Source organism: Dellaglioa sp. BT-FLS60, from assembly GCF_054941065.1.
This window is the reverse complement of sequence record NZ_JBSOLI010000030.1, coordinates 15049-35978: the sequence shown is the minus strand read 5'-3', so window position 1 is coordinate 35978 and position 20930 is coordinate 15049. Positions and strand designations below refer to the sequence as shown.

At 36.9% G+C, this 20930-nt stretch carries 23 protein-coding genes and 1 pseudogene; 1 reads left to right on the top strand and 23 read right to left on the bottom strand.

Annotated elements, in window-relative coordinates:
- Positions 1-8: 8 nt before the first annotated feature.
- From ACVQ8P_RS02770 to ACVQ8P_RS02660, 23 genes and pseudogenes are all read right to left on the bottom strand, one after another.
- Positions 9-713, bottom strand: coding sequence for a methionine ABC transporter permease (locus ACVQ8P_RS02770; protein ID WP_462297372.1), 705 nt, complete (start codon positions 711-713; stop codon positions 9-11).
- A complete protein-coding gene (locus tag ACVQ8P_RS02765) occupies positions 703-1740 on the bottom strand; it encodes a methionine ABC transporter ATP-binding protein (RefSeq protein WP_462297371.1) in 1038 nt (345 codons plus the stop codon). Before ACVQ8P_RS02765 ends, ACVQ8P_RS02770 begins: the two co-directional genes overlap by 11 nt.
- A 370-nt stretch (positions 1741-2110) precedes the next feature.
- Positions 2111-2470 carry an arsenate reductase family protein gene (locus tag ACVQ8P_RS02760; protein WP_462297370.1) on the bottom strand — a complete coding sequence of 120 codons (360 nt, stop codon included), beginning with the start codon at positions 2468-2470 and terminating at the stop codon, positions 2111-2113.
- Between the two features lie 62 nt (positions 2471-2532).
- Entirely contained in the window at positions 2533-3738 is a 1206-nt protein-coding gene (locus ACVQ8P_RS02755; RefSeq protein ID WP_462297369.1) for an FtsW/RodA/SpoVE family cell cycle protein, read from the bottom strand.
- 76 nt (positions 3739-3814) lie between these two features.
- Positions 3815-4036 carry a DUF2969 domain-containing protein gene (locus ACVQ8P_RS02750; protein WP_462297368.1) on the bottom strand — a complete coding sequence of 74 codons (222 nt, stop codon included), beginning with the start codon at positions 4034-4036 and terminating at the stop codon, positions 3815-3817.
- Positions 4029-4289, bottom strand: a complete 261-nt coding sequence (gene yidD, locus ACVQ8P_RS02745; protein ID WP_462297478.1) for a membrane protein insertion efficiency factor YidD — start codon at positions 4287-4289, stop codon at positions 4029-4031. Before yidD ends, ACVQ8P_RS02750 begins: the two co-directional genes overlap by 8 nt.
- A gap of 85 nt (positions 4290-4374) precedes the next feature.
- The gene (mreB, locus tag ACVQ8P_RS02740; RefSeq protein WP_462297367.1) at positions 4375-5361 is read right to left on the bottom strand and encodes a rod shape-determining protein MreB; all 987 of its coding nucleotides are present in this window, start codon (positions 5359-5361) and stop codon (positions 4375-4377) included.
- Between the two features lie 96 nt (positions 5362-5457).
- A complete protein-coding gene (murA, locus tag ACVQ8P_RS02735) occupies positions 5458-6762 on the bottom strand; it encodes a UDP-N-acetylglucosamine 1-carboxyvinyltransferase (RefSeq protein ID WP_462297366.1) in 1305 nt (434 codons plus the stop codon).
- Between the two features lie 16 nt (positions 6763-6778).
- Positions 6779-7012 carry a DUF1146 family protein gene (locus ACVQ8P_RS02730; RefSeq protein ID WP_462297365.1) on the bottom strand — a complete coding sequence of 78 codons (234 nt, stop codon included), beginning with the start codon at positions 7010-7012 and terminating at the stop codon, positions 6779-6781.
- Between the two features lie 137 nt (positions 7013-7149).
- A complete protein-coding gene (locus ACVQ8P_RS02725) occupies positions 7150-7569 on the bottom strand; it encodes a F0F1 ATP synthase subunit epsilon (protein WP_462297364.1) in 420 nt (139 codons plus the stop codon).
- 13 nt (positions 7570-7582) lie between these two features.
- The gene (atpD, locus tag ACVQ8P_RS02720; RefSeq protein ID WP_462297363.1) at positions 7583-8983 is read right to left on the bottom strand and encodes a F0F1 ATP synthase subunit beta; all 1401 of its coding nucleotides are present in this window, start codon (positions 8981-8983) and stop codon (positions 7583-7585) included.
- 22 nt (positions 8984-9005) lie between these two features.
- Positions 9006-9947, bottom strand: coding sequence for a F0F1 ATP synthase subunit gamma (locus ACVQ8P_RS02715; protein ID WP_462297362.1), 942 nt, complete (start codon positions 9945-9947; stop codon positions 9006-9008).
- A gap of 26 nt (positions 9948-9973) precedes the next feature.
- Entirely contained in the window at positions 9974-11497 is a 1524-nt protein-coding gene (gene atpA / locus ACVQ8P_RS02710; protein WP_462297361.1) for a F0F1 ATP synthase subunit alpha, read from the bottom strand.
- 31 nt (positions 11498-11528) lie between these two features.
- Positions 11529-12071 carry an ATP synthase F1 subunit delta gene (gene atpH / locus ACVQ8P_RS02705; RefSeq protein ID WP_462297360.1) on the bottom strand — a complete coding sequence of 181 codons (543 nt, stop codon included), beginning with the start codon at positions 12069-12071 and terminating at the stop codon, positions 11529-11531.
- A gap of 1 nt (position 12072) precedes the next feature.
- The gene (atpF, locus tag ACVQ8P_RS02700) at positions 12073-12582 is read right to left on the bottom strand and encodes a F0F1 ATP synthase subunit B (protein WP_462297359.1); all 510 of its coding nucleotides are present in this window, start codon (positions 12580-12582) and stop codon (positions 12073-12075) included.
- A 71-nt stretch (positions 12583-12653) separates the two neighbouring features.
- Positions 12654-12866, bottom strand: coding sequence for a F0F1 ATP synthase subunit C (atpE, locus tag ACVQ8P_RS02695; RefSeq protein ID WP_409022303.1), 213 nt, complete (start codon positions 12864-12866; stop codon positions 12654-12656).
- A 31-nt stretch (positions 12867-12897) separates the two neighbouring features.
- On the bottom strand, positions 12898-13608 hold the full coding sequence (gene atpB / locus ACVQ8P_RS02690; protein WP_462297358.1) for a F0F1 ATP synthase subunit A: 711 nt from the start codon (positions 13606-13608) through the stop codon (positions 12898-12900).
- Positions 13609-13824: 216 nt separating this feature from the next.
- Positions 13825-14454 carry a uracil phosphoribosyltransferase gene (gene upp, locus ACVQ8P_RS02685; protein WP_462297357.1) on the bottom strand — a complete coding sequence of 210 codons (630 nt, stop codon included), beginning with the start codon at positions 14452-14454 and terminating at the stop codon, positions 13825-13827.
- Between the two features lie 64 nt (positions 14455-14518).
- Positions 14519-15781 carry a serine hydroxymethyltransferase gene (gene glyA / locus ACVQ8P_RS02680; protein ID WP_462297477.1) on the bottom strand — a complete coding sequence of 421 codons (1263 nt, stop codon included), beginning with the start codon at positions 15779-15781 and terminating at the stop codon, positions 14519-14521.
- Positions 15782-15814: 33 nt separating this feature from the next.
- Positions 15815-16801, bottom strand: a pseudogene (locus ACVQ8P_RS02675) (L-threonylcarbamoyladenylate synthase); the annotation flags it as partial.
- 17 nt (positions 16802-16818) lie between these two features.
- Positions 16819-17664: a peptide chain release factor N(5)-glutamine methyltransferase gene (gene prmC / locus ACVQ8P_RS02670; protein ID WP_462297356.1), complete on the bottom strand. Its 846-nt coding sequence runs from the start codon at positions 17662-17664 to the stop codon at positions 16819-16821.
- A complete protein-coding gene (gene prfA / locus ACVQ8P_RS02665; protein WP_462297355.1) occupies positions 17657-18742 on the bottom strand; it encodes a peptide chain release factor 1 in 1086 nt (361 codons plus the stop codon). Before prfA ends, prmC begins: the two co-directional genes overlap by 8 nt.
- Positions 18743-18786: 44 nt before the next feature.
- The gene (locus tag ACVQ8P_RS02660; protein ID WP_462297354.1) at positions 18787-19368 is read right to left on the bottom strand and encodes a thymidine kinase; all 582 of its coding nucleotides are present in this window, start codon (positions 19366-19368) and stop codon (positions 18787-18789) included.
- 214 nt (positions 19369-19582) lie between these two features.
- Between ACVQ8P_RS02660 and ACVQ8P_RS02655 the strand changes: the two genes are divergently transcribed.
- Positions 19583-20929 (top strand): MurT ligase domain-containing protein, encoded by a 1347-nt coding sequence (locus ACVQ8P_RS02655; protein WP_462297353.1) that lies wholly within the window; start codon positions 19583-19585, stop codon positions 20927-20929.
- Position 20930: the final 1 nt, after the last annotated feature.

Here is a 20930-nt window from a genome sequence, read left to right as displayed (position 1 = left end):
CTGCCCTCCTAATTATTCCGTTTATCAATTAATTTAGCTGAACGATCACCAAGCAGTTGAAAAATAGCAACAATGATAATGATTGTAACAGTAGCAACTAGTGTCACCGTATTATTATTGGCACCATAACCTTCAATGAAGGCCCAATTTCCTAATCCACCAGCACCGATTGTTCCAGCCATTGCGGTATATCCAATAATTGTAATGCCGGTAACGGTAGCTCCTGAAATAAGCGCAGGTAGGCTTTCTCGCAATAAGACTTTCCAAATAATTTGGCCTTTGTTAGCGCCCATTGCTTCTGCGGCTTCAATTACACCATAATCAATTTCACGAAATGCAAGTTCAACCATTCGTGCATAAAATGGTGCAGCCGAGATAATTAGAGCAGGTAACGCTGCTACTGGTCCAATAATTGATCCAACTAACGCTTTTGTAAATGGCAATAATAGCACAATTAAAATAATAAATGGAATAGAACGGAAAATGTTCACTAAAGCTGAAACAACCCAATTAATGACTTTAGCCCAGAACGTAATTTTACCAGTCGTTTTCTGCTTCGTTTCAAATAAAAAAAGTCCTAAAAGAATACCCAAAATAACAACTGCCACTGTGGAAATTAAGGTCATACTAATTGTCTCCCAAGTATTTGACCAAAAATCAGCCCAATTAACAGCGCTAAAATTAAAATATGATGCCCACGTATTAGTCCCCATAATGAAGTACCTCCGTTTCTACTTTCATTTTTTGTAAGAATGGAATTGCTTGGTCCAAGCTGGTTTTTGGCCCAGTTAATTGAATATATAACGTTCCAATTGGCCCACCTTGTGTTTGATGAATTGACCCTTCAACAATATTAAAATCAACTTCTGGTATCTGTCTTAACATTTCAGAAATAATCGGCATTTGCGTTTGCGTACTATGAAAGGTTAATTGCACAATCAAGCCTTGTGGATAAGCTTCGATTAATTCATTCACCGCAATTTCAGTATCATGCAAAGCTGGTGTCACTTCTTGGTTAACGAATCGTTTTGTCACACTTTGTTTTGGTCGTTTAAAGACGTCTAAGACAAGTCCACTTTCAACTAATTTACCATCTTCCATCACAGCAACATGATCACATATTTTACGAACGACGTGCATTTCATGTGTAATTAAGACAATTGTTAAATTCAATTTATGATTAATTTGAAGTAATAAATCTAAAATTTCATCCGTCGTTTGTGGATCTAAGGCACTAGTTGCTTCATCACAGATAAGAATTTCGGGATCATTGGCTAATGCTCTGGCAATCCCCACACGTTGCTTCTGTCCACCCGATAATTCAGAAGGATATGCATTTTCTTTTCCTTTTAAGCCAACTAATGCTGTCAATTCCTCAGCTTTAGCCAAACGTTCAGTTTTACTTAACCCAGCAATTTCCAATGGAAACATAATATTTTCCACAACCGTTCGTGACCAGAGTAAGTTGAAATGTTGAAAAATCATACCAATTTTTTGACGTTGTTTTCTTAACGCCTTCCCTGTTAATGAGGCCATCTTAGCTCCATTAACATCAACTTCACCTGAAGTGGGTGTTTCCAATCCATTCAACATTCTAATTAAAGTACTCTTACCAGCGCCTGAATAACCAACGATTCCTAAAATACTCCCATCTTCGACCGACAAGTTTAAATCAGAAACAGCACTCACTTTACCGTTATTTGTGATGAACTCTTTTGATACATTTTTAAATTCAATCATCTAAATCCCTCCTCATTTTTTGTAAAAAAATAACTCCTCATCCCCCGTTTAATAAACGGAAGGACGAGAAGCCATAAACTTCACGTGTTACCACCTTGTTTTATTGCCATCTCACGATAACAATCTCATCAAGTACAGATTAATCACTTAATCGATACCCTTTCGCTGTATTGGGCGTACCCAAGGTGGATTAACATTGCTCATCCACCAAACGTTCCAAGACCATCTTCAATTCCGTAATTTCGATCCCTTTTCAGCTACCGAGACTCTCTTAACTCATTACCAAAATCTACTCATCTTTTCTAAACGTCTTATCTGTATTTCTTATTGTATTTGATTATAACTAGATTAAAATTTAATGTCAATACTTTTATTTATTTAACCAAACTTCTTTAAAAATTGCTTCTTTAAACCCCGTCGTAACTGTCGTCCCATCCGTTAAAATAGGTCGTTTCATTAACATCCCATCTGATGCCAAAAGGTGACTTGCCCGACTAATAGACATCGTTGGCAACTCATCTTTTAAATTTAATTCACGATATTTATCACCATGCGTATTGAAAAAGTAAGTCATCGGTTGATTGGATTCAGTCAACCACTTTTCAATTAAATCTGCCTTTGGTGTCTCTTGAATGAGGTCTATCAAATGGTAATCAACCTTATTTTCATCTAACCATTGTTTTGCTTTTCTACAAGTTGAGCATTTGGGATACCAATAAAAGTCTATCATTGTCAGAAACCTCCTAATTTTAAAAAAACAGCGATTCTGAAATAGAATCACTGCACCATTATTTAATCAAAGTCTTCCTCTTCGCTACTGAACATATAACTCTTATGATGGTATCGCATTGACATAATCAATCCAATCCCAATCATGTTCCCAATCAGGGCAGATCCACCTTGACTGACAAAGGGTAATGGGATACCTGTTAAAGGCAATAATCCGATACTCATTCCAATATTTTCAAAAACATGGAATAAAATCATCATAATAACCCCTGTAGATAGGTACGCATAAAATTCATTTTTTGTATCAAAAGTTGCTCGAACCATTCGATAAATCAATAAAAAATAGATGAAAATTAAAACACAACCACCAATAAATCCAAAGTTTTCTCCAATCACAGAGAAAATCATATCAGATTCACGAACGGGCACATAAACATTTGAAACATTGAACCCTTTACCAGTCAATTGACCTGATCCAATAGCTTTCATACTTTGCCATACTTGATAGCCAGACCCAGATGTATCCTTTGATGGATTTAACCAGTTATCAATCCGATCAAACTGGTAAGCAGCAAATCCAACTTTTTCTAGAATTGCTCGACCCGTTGTTGAAATAACCATGTATAACGCAGTTCCACCGATAATCGTCACTGCACCAAATGCCGGACCAATAATTTTCCAAGTAATGCCGGACACCAAGATAACCCCACCTAAAATGGCAAAGAAAACTAGCATTGTTCCGAAATCATTTTGAAGTTTCAATAGAACAGCAACTGGTACCGTCCATGCAATCATTTTGGCCAATAAAATCATATCCGTACTTAGCCTGTGCGTTGGATACGTATTATTATGTACCGTAACGACGCGAGCCAGCATTAGGATAAAGGCTGGTTTCATTACTTCTGACGGTTGAAATGTCAATGAACCAGCAATCGGTATCCAACTTTTAGCCCCTGTACTGATAAATAAAGGTCGACTATAAACTACTAAGACAATCGCCAACAAAAATATTCCGACGCCGTACCCAATGGGAGCAATGCGCCACAACTGTTCTGAGTCAAATTGCATAATAACAACAATTGCAATAATACCAACGGCGTACCACATTAACTGGGAAACCATCTGACTAACAATTGAAGTCGTACTAGTATCATGGGACGCCGCTACATAAGTTGAAGCAAGTCCGATGATTGCTAAAACTAGGACAGCGAAAATAATCCCATAATCGATTCTTGCTTCACTATCGACCTCATCTTTTCTACTACTCATAGAATTTCCCTCCACACGGTGTTACTTATTTCATTAAATTTCTGAATCAACTACCATTAATAGTTACTTAAACTACTTAGCCACGATGCAAATGGAAATCACGTAATAATGTATCAATTCCTTCATCGCGCGTTTTTGCTTTAAATATTTCACCATTACTCAACGTTGCAACAAATTTTGTGTCTTTTGCCATAACTGTCCCAATCTCAATGCCACCGACTGTTAATGAAACAGCGTCTTCGCCGTTAATTTTAATATCATTCTCTGCAACTTCAATTTCTTTTTCTTTCTTAGACATGTTGACTTTCTCCTTTTGGGTTCTTATTTCTACGTACGGTAAAGTAATCAGGCACTGGATCAAATCCGCCCTTAACAAAAGGATGGCATCGTAAAATTCTACCAATACCCATAATAATGCCTTTTGCGCCATGTTTTTGAATAGCTTTAATCATATAGTTTGAGCACGTCGGATAATACCGGCAACTAGGTGGAAACATCGGTGAAATAAATTTTTGATAAAACTTGATTGGTGCTAACATTAAGTTTTGCATCAATTAATGACACCTCCTATATTAAAAGGTCCATCAACAGATTGCCCCGTTAATAGACCTCCCATAATAACCAGTATTGCAGTTGTTATCTACCTTGTTTTTCAATATGTTCTAACAAGAATCCTGTTCCTTTTGCAACGTCATCTAATGGTGATTCAGAAACCATGACAGGAATATTTAAATTCGTTGACATTAATAAATCAACCCCATTTAATAACGCACCACCACCTGTTAAAATAATACCAGTATCAATAATATCTGATGCTAATTCTGGTGGTGTTTGTTCAAGCACTTCTTTTGTTGCGGCAACGATTGATTGCATTGTATCATGAGTCGCTTCTTCAATTTCAGCAGAAGTAATCACGATTGTTTTTGGTAAACCAGTAACAACGTCACGTCCACGAATTTCCATTTCTAAGGCACGATTATCTGGGAAAACCGTCCCAATTTCGATTTTAGCTTTTTCAGCTGTATGTTCACCAATTTGAAGGCTATGTTTTTGTTTAACAAAGTTAATAACATCATTGTTCAATTGGTCACCAGCAACACGCAATGAACGACTTGCGACAATATCACCTAATGAAATAACCGCAACATCACTTGTTCCACCACCAATATCAATCACTAAACTACCACGAGGTTGATAGATATCTAATCCCGCGCCAATAGCTGCGACTTTAGGTTCTTCAGCAAGGAAGACCTTGCCACCACCAGCTTTTTCAGCAGCTTGAATAATTGCTTTTTGTTCGATTGATGTAATATTTGTTGGGCAACAGATTAAAATATTTGGTTTTGATAAAAAACCACTCACATTTAATTTTTTAATAAAGTAAGTTAACATTTGTTCCGTAATATCAAAATCAGCGATAACACCATTTTTCATAGGTCTAATTGCTCTAATACTACCAGGTGTTCTACCAACCATTTTGTATGCTTCTGATCCAACTGCCAATACCCGACCTGATTTTGTGTCGATTGCGACAACAGATGGTTCATTTAAGACAATTCCTTTATTTTGAACATTAATTAACACGTTTGCAGTTCCTAAATCAATACCAATATCTTTAGCCATTATGTTTCTCCTCTCGGCGCTTAAAAACTTATACTAATGTAGCCATTATACCATATACATGCACAATAAAAAAATGTCCAAAATGGACATTTTCTTCTATTGTGCTTCACTTGATGTCTTAATAATTAAATTTTGTGTATCATCATCAATACGCTTAATTTCAGCACCCAAAGCTTCTAATTTTTGGTTAAAATGATAGTAACCACGATCAAGATATTCAAGATGTGTCACTTGTGTGTATCCACGAGCCACTAATCCAGCTAGTACAAGTGCTGCAGCTGCTCTTAAATCAGTTGCAGCAACTTCTGCACCATTAAAATCTGTTGGTCCATACATCACAACTGAATTTCCTTCAATTTTGAAATTAGCATTCATTCGACGTAATTCTTCAAGATGCATGAAACGATTTTCAAAAACAGTTTCCGTTAAAACACTTGTCCCAGATGCCATTAATTGAAGGACAGTCATTTGAGGCTGCATATCAGTTGAGTACCCTGGATGAGGCATCGTTTTAACGGTTGTTGGTTTGATTTTATCTGTTCCAATCACTCGAATGCCATTTTCTTCTTGTATAACTGTTACACCCATTTCCTCTAATTTAGAGATTAATGGTTTATTGTGTTCTGCAATTGCATCTTCAATTAAAACATTACCTTGAGTCACTGCTGCTGCGACCATAAAAGTCCCTGCTTCAATGCGATCTTGGACAACCGCATGTTCTGCACCATGAAGTTCTTTCACCCCATGAATACGGATTGTTTCCGTTCCAGCACCTTGAACTTTAGCACCCATTTTATTTAAAATGTTAGCTAAATCAACAATTTCTGGTTCTCTTGCAACGTTTTCAATCACAGTTGTTCCAGTAGCTAATGTTACTGCCATCATAATATTTTGTGTTGCACCTACACTTGGAAAATCAAGATAGATATTGGCACCCTTTAATTCATCTACAGTAGCTTCTACGTAGCCATCATATTGTTCAATATGTGCGCCCATTGCTTCAAAACCCTTTAAATGTAAATCAATTGGACGTGAACCAATTGCACAGCCACCAGGCATTGCAATTTTTGCATGTTTAAGACGTGCCAAAAGAGGACCCATTACCACAATCGATGCACGCATTTTTGAGACGTATTCGAATGGTGCCTCTGGTGATAATTCTTTAGCAGCACTCATTTTGACTTCATTAGTTTCTTCATTAAAATCAACGTCTAAATTTAAAAAACGTAGCACATTATTCATTGTGAAAACATCAGATAAAACTGGCACATTTGATAATGTATTTTCGCCAGTACTTGCTAAAATGCCAGCTGCCAAAATGGGTAATACTGCATTTTTAGCGCCTTCTATGCGAACTGTTCCGTTGAGTGTGTTTCCACCCTTGACAATAATTTTTTCCACTGTTATTCCTCCGTCATTATTTAACTAAAAAAACTAAATTACGTACATTATCAATAAAATTTAAGAAAAAAGTACTACTTGTGTATCCTAACAAAATAGCCAACAAAACAATTAATACTCTAATTCTTTGCTGGTTACTTTGTGGGAAAAATCTGTCTATCCGTAACCCTTGAATTGCCCAAAAAGCAATTACGATAAACATTAAATGACTCATTAAAGTGACTAGTGATTGTATCCCCACAGTATTCATCAAAACACTCCTAAAATTTATTCGTCATAAGCATAGCATATTTTGCACGACTTGTCGCTAATATTTGTAACAAAAATGAAATATTTAATATGTATACAAAAAAAGGACGCTGAATTTTTTCAGCGTCCTTTAATCGATTAATGTTTAGAAACTTTAATCCGGTTAATTGCACGTCTAAGCGCAATTTCAGATCTTTTAAGTTCATTTTTATTTTTTGTTTCTTTCGCTGTAGAAATCATCTGTTCAGCACGCGCTTTAGCAGCTTGTGCTCGTTTTTCATCAATATCTTCTTGGCATTCTGCTGCATTTGCAACAACCGTTGCGACATTTTTTGAAAATTCGATGAATCCACCACTTACGGCAACTTTATCTTCTTGGCTATCACTTACTTTGATTCTGACTGCGTCAATTTCAAGGGAAGCAATAACTGGAATATGATTGGGTAAAATACCCATTTCTCCACTGGGCGTTTTGACAATAACCATTTTAGCTTTATTGTCATAAACACTACCATCAGGAGTGACGATACTAACGGTCAAAACTGAATCTTCAGCCATCTGTTATTACCCCCTATTTTGCCATCTTATTTGCTGCTTCAATAACATCTTCGATTGGGCCGACACCATTAAAAGCATCTTCAGGAAGAGCATCATATTTACCATCAAGAATATCTTTAAATCCTTGAACTGTTTCAGCAATTGGTACATATGATCCAGGTTTCCCTGTAAATTGTTCGGCAACATTAAAGTTTTGTGAAAGGAAGAATTGAATACGACGTGCACGTGCTACAATCACTTTTTCTTCATCAGATAATTCATCCATACCTAAAATAGAAATAATATCTTGTAATTCACGGTAACGTTGTAACATATGTTGAACTTCCGTAGCAACACGATAATGTTCTTCTCCAACAATTTCAGGTGTCAAAGCACTTGAAGTTGAAGCCAATGGATCAACAGCTGGGTAAATACCTTGTTGCGTTAAACTACGTTCCAAGTTAGTTGTTGCATCCAAATGGGCAAACGTTGTTGCAGGAGCGGGATCAGTATAATCATCGGCAGGAACATATACTGCTTGAATTGATGTAACTGAACCTTTTTTAGTTGACGTAATACGTTCTTGCAATTGACCCATTTCAGTAGCTAATGTTGGTTGGTAACCTACGGCTGAAGGAATACGACCTAATAAGGCTGAAACTTCAGATCCGGCTTGTGTAAAGCGGAAGATATTATCAATAAACAATAGCACATCTTGTCCTTTTTCATCACGGAAGTATTCCGCAATTGTAAGACCAGTCAATGCAACACGCATACGGGCACCAGGCGGCTCGTTCATCTGACCAAACACCATGGCTGTCTTCTCTAACACACCGGATTCTTTCATTTCGAAGTAAAGGTCATTACCTTCACGAGTACGTTCACCAACACCGGTAAACACTGAAATACCATTATGTTCTTGAGCAATATTATGAATCAATTCTTGGATTAAAACAGTTTTACCAACACCGGCACCACCGAACAATCCAATCTTACCACCTTTGATATAAGGGGCTAACAAGTCAATAACTTTAATTCCTGTTTCAAGAACTTCAGTACTTGCACTTAATTGATCATACGTAGGAGCATCTTTATGGATACTGCTACGTTCTGCATCTTTACTAAATTCAGGACCACCATCGATGGTATCTCCTAAAACGTTAAACACTCGACCAAGAGTATCTTCACCAACAGGGACAGAAATTGAAGCACCTGTGTCTTCAACAACCGTTCCACGTTGCAAGCCATCCGTAGAATCCATGGCGATTGTTCTCATAACTCCGTCACCTAGTTCAAGCGTAACTTCAATAATTAGAACAGAACCATCTTCACGGGTAACTTTTAACGCATTATTGATATCTGGTAAGGTTTCGTTTAAAGAGAATTGTACATCGACGACGGGCCCGATAACTTGAACAACTTTACCGAGACTCATCTTCTGTATTCCTCCTGTCATTTTACTCTAAAGCAGCTGTTGCACCAGTAATTTCTGTAATTTCTGTTGTAATAGCACTTTGACGTGCACGATTATACGTCAGTTCTAACGATGAAATAATATCTTTGGCATTATCTGTCGCAGATTTCATTGCTGTAGAACTTGAAGCATGTTCAGCTGTTTTAGCATCTAAAATCGCACCATATACTAAGCTTTCCGCAAACTGAGGCAGAACAACTTCAAGAATTGCATCTCCTGAAGGTTCCATGTCATAATCTTCGTTCCCCATTACATTAGACGCTTCAACATCTTCTGAATCCATATTCACTTCCGAAATTGGAAGCATTTGTTCAGAATGAAAGTCTGATTGTAAACTGTTAACGAAATGATTATAACAAACAAATAGTTCATCGTAGACTTCACTGCTATACATTGTCACCATTGATTTAACAATTTCACGAACTTCAACAAATGTTGGAATATCACTTACACCACGATATTCGTAGGCAACATCATATCCTCTATTTTTAAAGAAGTCTGCGCCAGTACCACCAACAGCAATAACAACAGCATTGTCCACAGTGTGACCATTTTGTTTCATTAAATCTAATGTTTGCTTAATCACGTTACTATTGTAACTACCGACTAAACCACGATCAGACGTAATAATTAAATAACCACTTTTCTTAACAGGTCTCTTTTGTAGCATATCGAAGCCTGAAAATACTGAATTATCATCCTCAGCTGATTGTTTTGCTTTTCCAGCTTTAGCATCTAAAAGGTGAGATTGGGCAAGATGGGTAATGACACTTCTAATTTTAGAAGCATATATTTGATAACTTTGAGTATGACGTTGAATTTGGCTTAACTTAGCAGTCGAAACAACTTGCATTGCACCAGTTATTTGTCCTGTTTTCTTAGTTGAAGCGATTCGACGCTTTACTTCCATTAATGAAGCACCCATTAATTCTCACCATCTTTCATTTACTTTTAGTTTACGCTTTTTCCAGGAGTTGCTTGGAACCCTTCTGAAAAATCTTTGATTGCAGCGTCAAATTTATCTTCATCAGGTAAATCGCCTGTTTCTTTGATGTGATTTAAAAGATCACTATGATTATTATCAAAGAAATCAGAAATTTCACCTTCAAAACGAAGAATATCATCAACAGGAACTGCATCTAAGAATCCATGTGTTAACGCATATAAAATTAAAACTTGTTTTTCAACAACTAATGGTTTGTGCAAAGGTTGTTTAAGAACTTCAACCGTACGGTGACCACGATTTAATTTAGCTTGTGTTGCAGCATCTAAATCAGAACCAAATTGAGAAAATGATTCTAATTCACGGAATGATGCAAGAGACAAACGAAGGCTTCCGGCAACTTTCTTCATAGCCTTAATTTGAGCTGACCCACCAACACGAGAAACTGATGTACCAGCATCAATAGCTGGACGAGTCCCTGAATAGAATAAATCACTATCCAAGAAAATTTGACCATCAGTAATCGAAATAACATTAGTAGGAATATATGCAGAAACATCACCAGCTTGTGTTTCGATAAATGGAAGAGCAGTCATTGAACCACCACCCAATTTATCACTTAACTTAGCTGCACGTTCAAGTAAACGTGAATGTAAGTAGAAAACATCACCAGGATAAGCTTCACGACCAGGCGGACGTCTCAAAATTAATGACAGTTCACGGTAGGCAGTTGCTTGTTTTGATAAATCATCAAATACAATCAAGACATGTTTACCGTTATACATGAATTCTTCACCCATTGCTGAACCAGTATATGGAGCTAACCATAATAATGGTGCGGGAGAAGCAGGACCAGCACTAACGACAATTGTGTAATCCATAGCGCCTAAACGACGTAATGTTTCCACTTGTGCGCTAACTGTTGATTCTTTTTGTCCAATAGCAACATAGATACAGATCATGTCTTGGTCTTTTTGGTTTAAGATCGTATCAATAGCAACTGATGTTTTACCAGTCTTACGATCACCAATGATCAATTCACGTTGTCCACGGCCAATTGGAACTAAAGCATCAATAGCTTTAAGTCCAGTTTGTAAAGGTTGATCAACTGACTTACGATCCATAACTCCTGGAGCCTTTTTTTCAACTGGACGAGTTTTGGTTGTCTTAAGATCGCCTTTACCATCGATGGGTTGACCTAAAGGATTAACGACACGTCCAATAAGTTCTGCACCAACAGGAACTTCCATGATTCTACCCGTACGTTTGACAACATCGCCTTCACGGATACCTTCATAACCACCTAAAATAACGATACCAACATCATTTGTTTCTAGATTTTGAGCCATACCATAAGTACCATCAGAAAATTCTAACAATTCTCCTGATAAAGCGTTATCCAAACCGTGTGCACGAGCAATACCATCACCAACATAAGTAACGGTACCTACTTCATCAACGATAAGTTCGTCTTTATATTGTTCCAATTGTTCTTTAATTAAAGCACTGATTTCCTCAGCTTTAATGCTCATACAAGGTTCACCTCTTAACTACTTTAATATGTTACTCAGCTAATAATCGTTTTACTTTGTTGATTTTTGATGAAATTGAGCCATCAAAAATCTGATTATTTGCTTCGATAACAACGCCACCAATAATTTTTTCATCAATAATATTGTTAAATACTATTTTATTTGCACCGATTCGTTCTGCAAACTTAGCTGACAATTTTTTTAATTGATCAGCATCAAGTTTCACTGCAGTTGTCACAGTTGCATGGACTACTTTTTCTTTAACATCACATAATCGTTCAAATTCTTCAATTATTCCGACCATATCACCCATTCGACCATAATCAAAGACCATTTGGATGACGTTCGCAATAATTGGAGAAGCCTCTTTCAGTAAAACTTTAACAAGGTCCTGCTTTTCTAATAAATTAAGACGTGCATCAACGAGCACTTCACTTAATTGTGGATTAGCAATGAATACTTGTCTAACTTCTTCTAATTCTTCTGAGAAGGCAACAATGTTACCCTGTTCATCAGCAATTTCAAAGATAGCTTCACCATAACGATTAGCGACGGTTGCCTTATCTAATTTCATTTTACTTTACCAACCCTTCAATATAAGAATTGATTAAGTCTTTTTGATCATTCTCATTTAATTCTTTTTGAATAATCTTAGAAGCAATTTCAATAGACAATTCAGCGACATCGCTTTGAACGCCATTTAATACTTCTTGACGTTCTTGCTCAATATCTTTAACAGCGTTTTGTTTCAACGTCGTTGCTTCGTCTTGAGCGCCAGAAACGATATCATCATGTTGCTTTTTACCGTTGTCTTTTGCACGACTAACAATTTCAGATGCTTCTTGACGTGAATTATCTAATTGGTCTTGTCGTTCGGTTGCCAAAATATCGGCTTTTTTTCTTGAATCCTCAGCAGAATCTAAATCATTCGCAATTTTATCTGCACGATCGCTCATCATTTTTGTGACGGGACCCCATGCATAATGTTTGATGATTAACATCAAAACAACAAAAGAGATGATATAAAATAAGAAATCACCAAGTTGGAAATTACCAACCGCACCGAAAACTAAATCTGAAAACATCTATTGACACCTCCTTTTTAAAATTAATATATTTCGTTGTATCAACGAAGGATCAAACTTAATTTCAAAAATTATTTAGCCATCAATAGGAATGAAATAACGATAGCAATAATAGGAACGGCTTCAATCAAACCAACACCAATGAACATTGTTGAACGTAATTGACCTGATAATTCTGGTTGACGGGCCATACCTTCGATTGTTTTAGAAATAACTAAACCATTACCAATACCTGTTGCGACAGCGGCTAAACCAGCTGCAATACCTGCTGCTAATAATCCCATAATATTTGTTTCCTCCTTAGATATCTTGTTTTTATTCTTTTTGTACTTTTCCACCAATATAAACCATCGACAATGTTACGAATACGTAAGCTTGGATACTTCCGATAAACAGAGAGAATCCTTGCCAAATCATTTCGACTGGGAAAGCAACGACAGTCATTAACGGGCTCATAGAAACCGCACCACCAATTAACGTTAACAGTACTTCACCAGCATAAATGTTTCCGTACAAACGAAGAGCTAATGTTAACAGGTTTGTAAATTCTTCAATCAAATTAATGGGTAAAAGAAAAGCAACTGGACTTAAATAGGAATTTTTAATATATCCTTTAAATCCAAATTGAATGATTCCCATAAAATGTGATAATAGCAGAATCAAAAATGCAAACGTTAGTGTCGTTAGCGGACTCGACGTTGGGCTTTTGATCAACGTCTTGTCGCCAAAACTAATTTGGAAAAACAAACCCAATTGGTTAGATACAAAGATAAATAAGAATAGCGTAAACGCTAATAAATTAAATTTCTTACCCTCTTCTCCAGGCATTGCACTTTTTACAATCCCATTGGTGAAATCAATGAGCCATTCCAAAACATTTTGCCTTCCAGTCGGTTTCATGGTTAATCGTCTTGATAAAACAATTGCAATAATTGCAACAATCACACATGCAACCAACCCGGAAGCGACATTCGTAATGTTGAAAGGCAGTCCATAAAGCTTTACAACGAAAGCTTCTCCATTCACAGAATTTCACCTCTTTCCAAACTATGATTTGACCGTTTAAAACGGTATAACTTAAAGAGAATAACTTTATAAATATTCTCCAATTACAAAAGAAATCATACCACCAATTGATACAAAATACAAAGGAATTTCCAACTTATTTTATTTTTTTTTGGCACAAAGAAAAATGACCCCTAGACTACTTATATATAAGCATTCTAAAAGTCATCAATTTAATTATTTTGTACCGAATAATCGGTCACCAGCATCGCCCAAACCTGGGACAATATAACCATCTTCATTTAAATGATCATCAAGTGCTGCCGTATAAATATCAATATCAGGATGTTTTTCACGTAATGCTTCAACACCTTCTGGTGCAGCCACAAGACAAACAAACTTAATTGCCTTTGCGCCACGCTTCTTCAAGGCATCAACAGCCATAATAGCAGAACCACCAGTTGCAAGCATTGGATCAACAACCAGGAGATCACGGCTAGCAATATCTTCTGGCATTTTGACAAAGTATTCCGTTGGTTGAAAGGTTGTTTCATCACGGTACATACCAATATGTCCAACTTTAGCTGCTGGTAATAATTCTAAAATACCATCAACCATCCCTAAACCAGCTCTTAAAATAGGAATAACGGCAATTTTCTTACCAGCTAATGTTTTTTGTGTTGTTTTACCCATGGGCGTTTCAACAGTAACATCTTCTAAAGCGAAATCACGAGAAACATCATATACCATTAGTTCAGCAATTTCATTAACAACTTCTCTAAACTCTTTTGTTCCACAGTTTTTATCACGGATAATCGTTAATTTATGTTGAATCAACGGATGATCCATTACTTGAAATTTACCCATTACGAAACACTCCCTTAATTTTAGTCTATTCTATTTTAGCGAATTCTACCTTGAAATACTAGTCCTAAACGTATTTAATTTGTGAAATAGGATGATTTTTAGATAATGCCAAAACTTGTGAGCCGATTTCAGCCAATTTTTCATCATCATCGTGGAATTGAATCGCGTACAAAATTAAAATTGCAATGACTTTGACATCTTCGCTATCAAAACCACGAGTCGTAATTGCTGGTGTGCCAATTCGAATACCAGACGTTTTAAAGGGCCCCAACTGTTCATTTGGAATTGTATTTTTATTCACAGTAATATGAACACGATCTAATAGGTTTTGAACTTCTTTTCCATTTAAACCAGATGGTGTCACATCTAAGTTCATTAAATGATTATCCGTCCCACCTGATATCACTCTCACTAAATCTGATTGTGCAAAGACACCAGCCATAGCTTGCGCATTTTGCACAACTTGATACATGTAAGTTGTGAATGTTGGCTGTGCTGCTTCATAAAAGGCAGCTGCTTTTCCAGCAATAACATGTTCTAACGGACCACCCTGTGTTCCAGGGAAAACAGCCGAATTTAATTTTTTAGCATATTTTTCTTTAGCAAGAATCATCCCACCACGAGGACCACGCAAAGTTTTATGCGTGGTCGTTGTCACAACATCAGCAACATCAACAGGGTTAGGATGCAAACCTGTCGCTACAAGTCCTGCAATATGTGCCATATCTACCATTAAATAGGCACCAACTTCATCAGCAATAGCTCTAAATTTTGTAAAGTCTATCATTCGGCTATATGCTGATGCACCCGCAATAATCATCTTAGGTTTTTCTTTAAGTGCAATTTCTCGAATCGCATCGTAATTTAACCGTTCCGTTTCCGAATCAACCCCATAACTAACGAAGTTATAGAGTTCACCTGAAAAGTTCACAGGTGAACCATGCGTTAAATGCCCACCATCGCTTAATTTCATCCCTAAAATTTTATCATTAGGTTCCAAAAAGGCCTGATATACTGCCATGTTAGCTTGTGAGCCAGAATGTGGCTGCACATTGACGTATTCCGCATGGAATAACTCTTTAGCACGATCAATGGCTAACTGTTCAACCACATCAATATACTCACAACCCCCATAATAACGTTTACCGGGATAGCCTTCAGCATATTTATTTGTTAAGACACTCCCTTGAGCAGCGCGCACAGCATCTGAGACAATGTTTTCAGACGCAATTAATTCAATGTTCTCTTCTTGACGTTTTTCTTCATGCGCAATCGCATCCCATAACGCCTTATCTTGCAATTTATATTTTACTTTTTCAGCTTCCAAAAGTTCAGTAATATTTTGTTGACTTGCTGCTTTTTCTAGACGATTCATGTAGGCAATGCCTAAGCCAGTTTTGTCAAATCCTTCAACCAATATTAGTTGAACATTAGGATTATCATCAAAGTAACGTAACCCATCAAAAAGTGATTGACTCGCAGATTCAATTGTTTTTCCTAAAGATGAGTAGCCACTATTTTTAGGAATTTGATCTGTGTCAATTTGACCCTCTCTGGCCATCAACCCGATTGCAATATCCTGTTTAGCTACCCAATCTAAAATTTCAGACCAATTTTGTGTTGAATCAACAATCACAACTTGTGCTCTGGGTGCATAGTGTCGGTATTTCATCCCAGGTGCCTTAGGTATTTCTCCTGCAGCAACTTCATGCGTCTCGTCACTAACAGGTCCCCCAATCACTGCTTCAATTTGTGGCAAGGTCACTGCCCCAGGTCTCAAAATAGTGGGCACATCCGTACTCATATCTAAAACAGTTGACTCCACGCCAACTTTTGTTTGCCCATCATCAATAATACCTGCAATTTTGCCATTTAAATCATGTGCAACATGTTCTACCATCGTTGGACTTGGTTTTCCAGACGTATTAGCCGAAGGACCCACAATTGGCACCCCTGCTTTAGCAATAAGTGCTAACGTGACCTTACTATCAGGCATTCTAAAAGCAGCTGTCTCTAACCCACCTGTAACTGTCTTTGAAAGGGCACCTGGTTGTAATTTCAGAATGAGTGTTAATGAACCCGGCCAAAATGCTTTAATTAACTTTTCCACATTATCAGAAAGGGGCTGTGCATACTTTCTAACTGTTGCCACATCGGCTACATGCACAATAAGTGGATTATCACTAGGTCTCCCTTTTGCAGCATAAACTTGTTTGACTGCCTCTTCATTTGTTGCATCGGCACCCAAGCCATAAACTGTTTCAGTTGGAAAGGCAACAAGTTGACCTTGTTTTAAAAGTTCTGCAGCAGCTTCTATTTCATTTGGTTGATAAATAATTGTTTCCATTAAGTCAACACTCCTTTTTATAATTTTGCATGAATCATTCTCTGATTATCAAAACTATCCTTTTTTCCTTCTATTAAATCGGCATCTTTAAATGCATTTGTTAACATCTTTATCACAGGCGCTTCTTGATGATAGCCTATCTCAAAAAAAATATCGGCTGGCTGTTTCGTAAAATCGGCCATTTCTTCAATCATTCTTCGATACAATCTCAAGCCATTTTCAGTAGCAAATAAGGCTTGGTGTGGCTCATGTTCAATAACGCTCTTATCCATCACATTTTGTTCATTTTCAGCAATATAAGGTGGATTGGACACAATCACATCCACCCCTACCGACTGAATCGGCTCAGTTAAATCGCCAATCAAGAAAGTCACGTCTAACTGTTGGTCTTCTGCATTTTTTTTAGCAACTGCAATAGCCGCTTCTGAAATGTCACTCGCAAAAATTTGCCAATTAGGACGTTGCTGTTTCAAAGCTAGCGCAATTGCGCCAGTTCCAGTCCCAATGTCAGCAATGCGTAACTTTTCATTGGCAGGTAATAGCGCCAACATCCATTCTACCAATTCTTCCGTCTCAGGTCTCGGAATAAGCGTAGCCTCGGTAACTTTCAATTGCATACCAAAAAAGTAAGCATGACCAACAATGTATTGCGCTGGCATTCCTTCACAAAATTGGTCAATATCTACCTGATATTGTTGCCAATCAGCCTGAGGCATTTCCGTCTGATAGTGCATCAATAAGTCTGTCATTGACCAATTCAAACGTTCTAACAACAGCCATTGCGCACTTTCCACTTCTAACTTATGCTTCTCTATACACAAAGAAGCCCATTTCAAGGCTTCATAGTAGGTTGGATTAGTCATTTCCTTGCAAGTTTTCCATTTTTTGTGTTTGGTCATATAAAATCAAGGCATCAATCACTTCTTCAAGTTCACCATTCATAATACGATCTAATTTATTCAATGATAAACCAATTCGATGATCAGTTACACGATTTTGAGGGAAATTATACGTTCTAATTCGTTCAGAACGGTCCCCTGAACCAACGGCTGATTTTCTATTTTCATTATAAGCACTTTGTTCTTGTTGTGAGTAGAAATCGTAAACACGAGCCTTCAAAATTTTCATGGCTTTTTCACGATTTTGTTGTTGTGACCGTTCATCTTGCATAGCAACAACAATATTAGTTGGTAAATGCGTCATTCGTACGGCAGAAGAAGTTTTATTAACATGTTGTCCACCAGCACCAGATGAGCGATAGACATCTGTTCTGATATCTTTTGCGTCAATTTCAATTTCGACATCTTCAGCTTCTGGCATGACCCCAACCGTTGCAGTAGAAGTATGCACACGTCCAGCTGATTCAGTTGATGGAATACGTTGAACACGATGTGCGCCACTCTCATATTTTAATTTAGAGAAGACACTATCCCCATTAATTAAAAGGACAATTTCTTTAAAGCCACCGACTTCAGTCACATTTTTATCCACAACTTCAATAGACCAGCCTTGTTTTTCGGCATATTTTGAATACATTGAGAATAAATCAGCAGCAAATAAACTGGCTTCATCGCCACCAGCGGCACCATGAATTTCCATGATAATATTTTTATCATCATTGGGATCCTTTGGCACTAATAGAATTTTAATCTCATCTTCTAAAGCTGTTTTGGCTTTTTTAGCATCAGCTAATTCTTCTTTAGCCATTTCTGCCATTTCAGGGTCGAGATTTTCACCCAACATTTCTTCAGCGTCTGCGAGTTCTTGAACAACAACCTTATATTGACGGTATTTTTCAACGGTTTCGCGGATACTTGCCATTTCTTTTGATAATTCCATAAATCGTTGATTATTTGAAATAATCTCTGGGTCAGATAATAATTCGCCTAATTCTTCATAACGATCATCGACTGATTGTAATTGGTCATACATTTCATCCATTTATATTGTCTCCTTTTAATTCTCTATCCTTCTAGTTTAGCTGATTATTGTAATTGTGTCATTAACGGATTGTTATAATGCTTGCGGCACACTGGATAATACGCTTCATTGCCGCCAATTTGAATTTGTTCCCCATTATAAACGGGCTTCCCGTCATGAATACGTAAATTCATGATGGCTTTTTTAAGACAGAACCAGCAGATTGTTTTCATTTCTTCAATCTTATCAGCATACAATAATAAATATTTTGAGCCTTCAAATAATTCATTTTTAAAATCATTTTTAAGTCCAAAAGCCATGACTGGAATGTTCAATTCGTCCACAATCTTGGCTAACTGAATAATATGATCTTGTTTTAAGAATTGTGATTCATCAATCAAGACACAAGCTGCAGTTGAATTCGTTTTTTGAACTAACTCAAAAACATCTGTTTCGTCAAAAATAGGTGTCGCTTCACGCTTCAACCCAATTCGACTGGAAACAAATCCAACACCGTCTCGATCATCTATACCACTCGTTAAAATAATGACTGATTTATTTTGTTCTTCATAATTATGCGCAACTTTTAAAATTTCAATTGTCTTACCACTATTCATTGCACCGTATTTAAAAAATAATTGCGCCATAATAAACCTCTTTTATCTTTCAGATTTCCGTCTTTAAGTATATCCGATTTGCACTTAAATTTCATTAAATAAAAATTTTTTCTTAATATTAAGCATTTTATATGTAGAATTTTGTAATTATGCTATTATAGACATAATATAAATTCAGTCAATTGGACTACCACGTGGATTTTATCGCATGTAGTCAATTTTTCTGTTAACGGAGGATATTTTAATGACGATAAAAAGTTCACTCGCAACTGCCGCCGGGAAATCATCTTATTGGTTTTTACATACCTTCCTAAAAGGTGGTAGCTCATTACCCGGCAAAATAACTGCCGCATTAGACCCAGAAATTCTAAAAACTTTAGGAGCCAATTATGACGTTATCGTCATTACTGGAACCAATGGTAAAACTTTGACAACTGCTTTAACCGTTAAGGTTTTAGGTGCTAAATATGACCATATTTTAACAAACTCAGCAGGCTCAAATATGGAACAAGGGATTATCACTGCTTTTTTAACAGATAAACGTAAAAAGAACGAACGGCCCCTTGCCATTCTTGAAGTCGATGAAGCTAATGTCATTAAAGTGACACAATATATCACGCCAAAAGCATTTGTTCTAACAAATATTTTCCGTGATCAAATGGATCGTTATGGTGAAATTTATACCACGTATAAAAAAATTATTGATGGGATTAAATTGGCACCGGAAGCAACCATTATCGCAAACGGGGATGCCCCCATTTTCCATTCAATTGACTTACCCAATCCTTTTGCTTTTTACGGTTTCAATCATGAAGAAGAAACAGAAAGCCTAGCCCCAACTAATACAGATGGTGTTCTTTGTCCTGTGTGCCAGCATATTTTGCATTATAAGCTCCGCACATACGGCAATCTTGGTAAGTATTATTGTCCTAATTGTCATTTCAGTCGACCTGAATTAGACTATCAATTAACATCACTTCTAGAACAAACACCAACATCATCTCGTTTTGTTATTGATGGACAACCTATGGAAATCCATGTTGGTGGTTTGTATAACATTTATAACGCACTTGCCGCTTATGCAGTCGGTCGCGTTTTTGAAGTTGGTCCTGCAGCCATCAGTAACACGTTAAGTGAAGATGATGAACAGGTCTTTGGTCGCCAAGAAGTTATCCAAGTTGATGACAAAGAAATCACATTAGTTCTTGTTAAAAATCCCGTTGGACTGGATCAAGTCCTAGATATGATTGCAACAGATACCGCACCTTTCTCATTAGCTTTCTTATTAAATGCAAACTATGCGGACGGTATCGATACGAGTTGGATTTGGGATGGTAATTTCGAACAATTAACACAGATGAATATCCCCCAATTCATGACTGGTGGCGAACGCTACAAAGACGTTTCATTCCGCTTCAAAGTAGCTGGCGTTGAAGATAACCAGTTAATCAAAGAACCCGATGTCTCTAAAGTCGTTGAACGTCTTAAAACGTTCCCAACAAAACATATTTATGTTCTAGCCACTTATACAGCAGTATTACAATTACGCAAATCATTAGCAAATGATGGTTATATTAAGGAGGGCATGTAAC

Coding starts and splice junctions, on each gene's coding strand:
- ACVQ8P_RS02770 (WP_462297372.1), bottom strand. CDS start 713: ATGGGGACTAATACGTGGGCATCATATTTTAATTTTAGCGCTGTTAAT.
- ACVQ8P_RS02765 (WP_462297371.1), bottom strand. CDS start 1,740: ATGATTGAATTTAAAAATGTATCAAAAGAGTTCATCACAAATAACGGT.
- ACVQ8P_RS02760 (WP_462297370.1), bottom strand. CDS start 2,470: ATGATAGACTTTTATTGGTATCCCAAATGCTCAACTTGTAGAAAAGCA.
- ACVQ8P_RS02755 (WP_462297369.1), bottom strand. CDS start 3,738: ATGAGTAGTAGAAAAGATGAGGTCGATAGTGAAGCAAGAATCGATTAT.
- ACVQ8P_RS02750 (WP_462297368.1), bottom strand. CDS start 4,036: ATGTCTAAGAAAGAAAAAGAAATTGAAGTTGCAGAGAATGATATTAAA.
- yidD (WP_462297478.1), bottom strand. CDS start 4,289: ATGCAAAACTTAATGTTAGCACCAATCAAGTTTTATCAAAAATTTATT.
- mreB (WP_462297367.1), bottom strand. CDS start 5,361: ATGGCTAAAGATATTGGTATTGATTTAGGAACTGCAAACGTGTTAATT.
- ACVQ8P_RS02730 (WP_462297365.1), bottom strand. CDS start 7,012: ATGAATACTGTGGGGATACAATCACTAGTCACTTTAATGAGTCATTTA.
- ACVQ8P_RS02725 (WP_462297364.1), bottom strand. CDS start 7,569: ATGGCTGAAGATTCAGTTTTGACCGTTAGTATCGTCACTCCTGATGGT.
- atpD (WP_462297363.1), bottom strand. CDS start 8,983: ATGAGTCTCGGTAAAGTTGTTCAAGTTATCGGGCCCGTCGTCGATGTA.
- ACVQ8P_RS02715 (WP_462297362.1), bottom strand. CDS start 9,947: ATGGGTGCTTCATTAATGGAAGTAAAGCGTCGAATCGCTTCAACTAAG.
- atpA (WP_462297361.1), bottom strand. CDS start 11,497: ATGAGCATTAAAGCTGAGGAAATCAGTGCTTTAATTAAAGAACAATTG.
- atpH (WP_462297360.1), bottom strand. CDS start 12,071: ATGAAATTAGATAAGGCAACCGTCGCTAATCGTTATGGTGAAGCTATC.
- atpF (WP_462297359.1), bottom strand. CDS start 12,582: ATGTTTTCAGATTTAGTTTTCGGTGCGGTTGGTAATTTCCAACTTGGT.
- atpE (WP_409022303.1), bottom strand. CDS start 12,866: ATGGGATTATTAGCAGCAGGTATTGCAGCTGGTTTAGCCGCTGTCGCA.
- upp (WP_462297357.1), bottom strand. CDS start 14,454: ATGGGTAAATTTCAAGTAATGGATCATCCGTTGATTCAACATAAATTA.
- prmC (WP_462297356.1), bottom strand. CDS start 17,664: ATGACTAATCCAACCTACTATGAAGCCTTGAAATGGGCTTCTTTGTGT.
- prfA (WP_462297355.1), bottom strand. CDS start 18,742: ATGGATGAAATGTATGACCAATTACAATCAGTCGATGATCGTTATGAA.
- ACVQ8P_RS02660 (WP_462297354.1), bottom strand. CDS start 19,368: ATGGCGCAATTATTTTTTAAATACGGTGCAATGAATAGTGGTAAGACA.
- ACVQ8P_RS02655 (WP_462297353.1), top strand. CDS start 19,583: ATGACGATAAAAAGTTCACTCGCAACTGCCGCCGGGAAATCATCTTAT.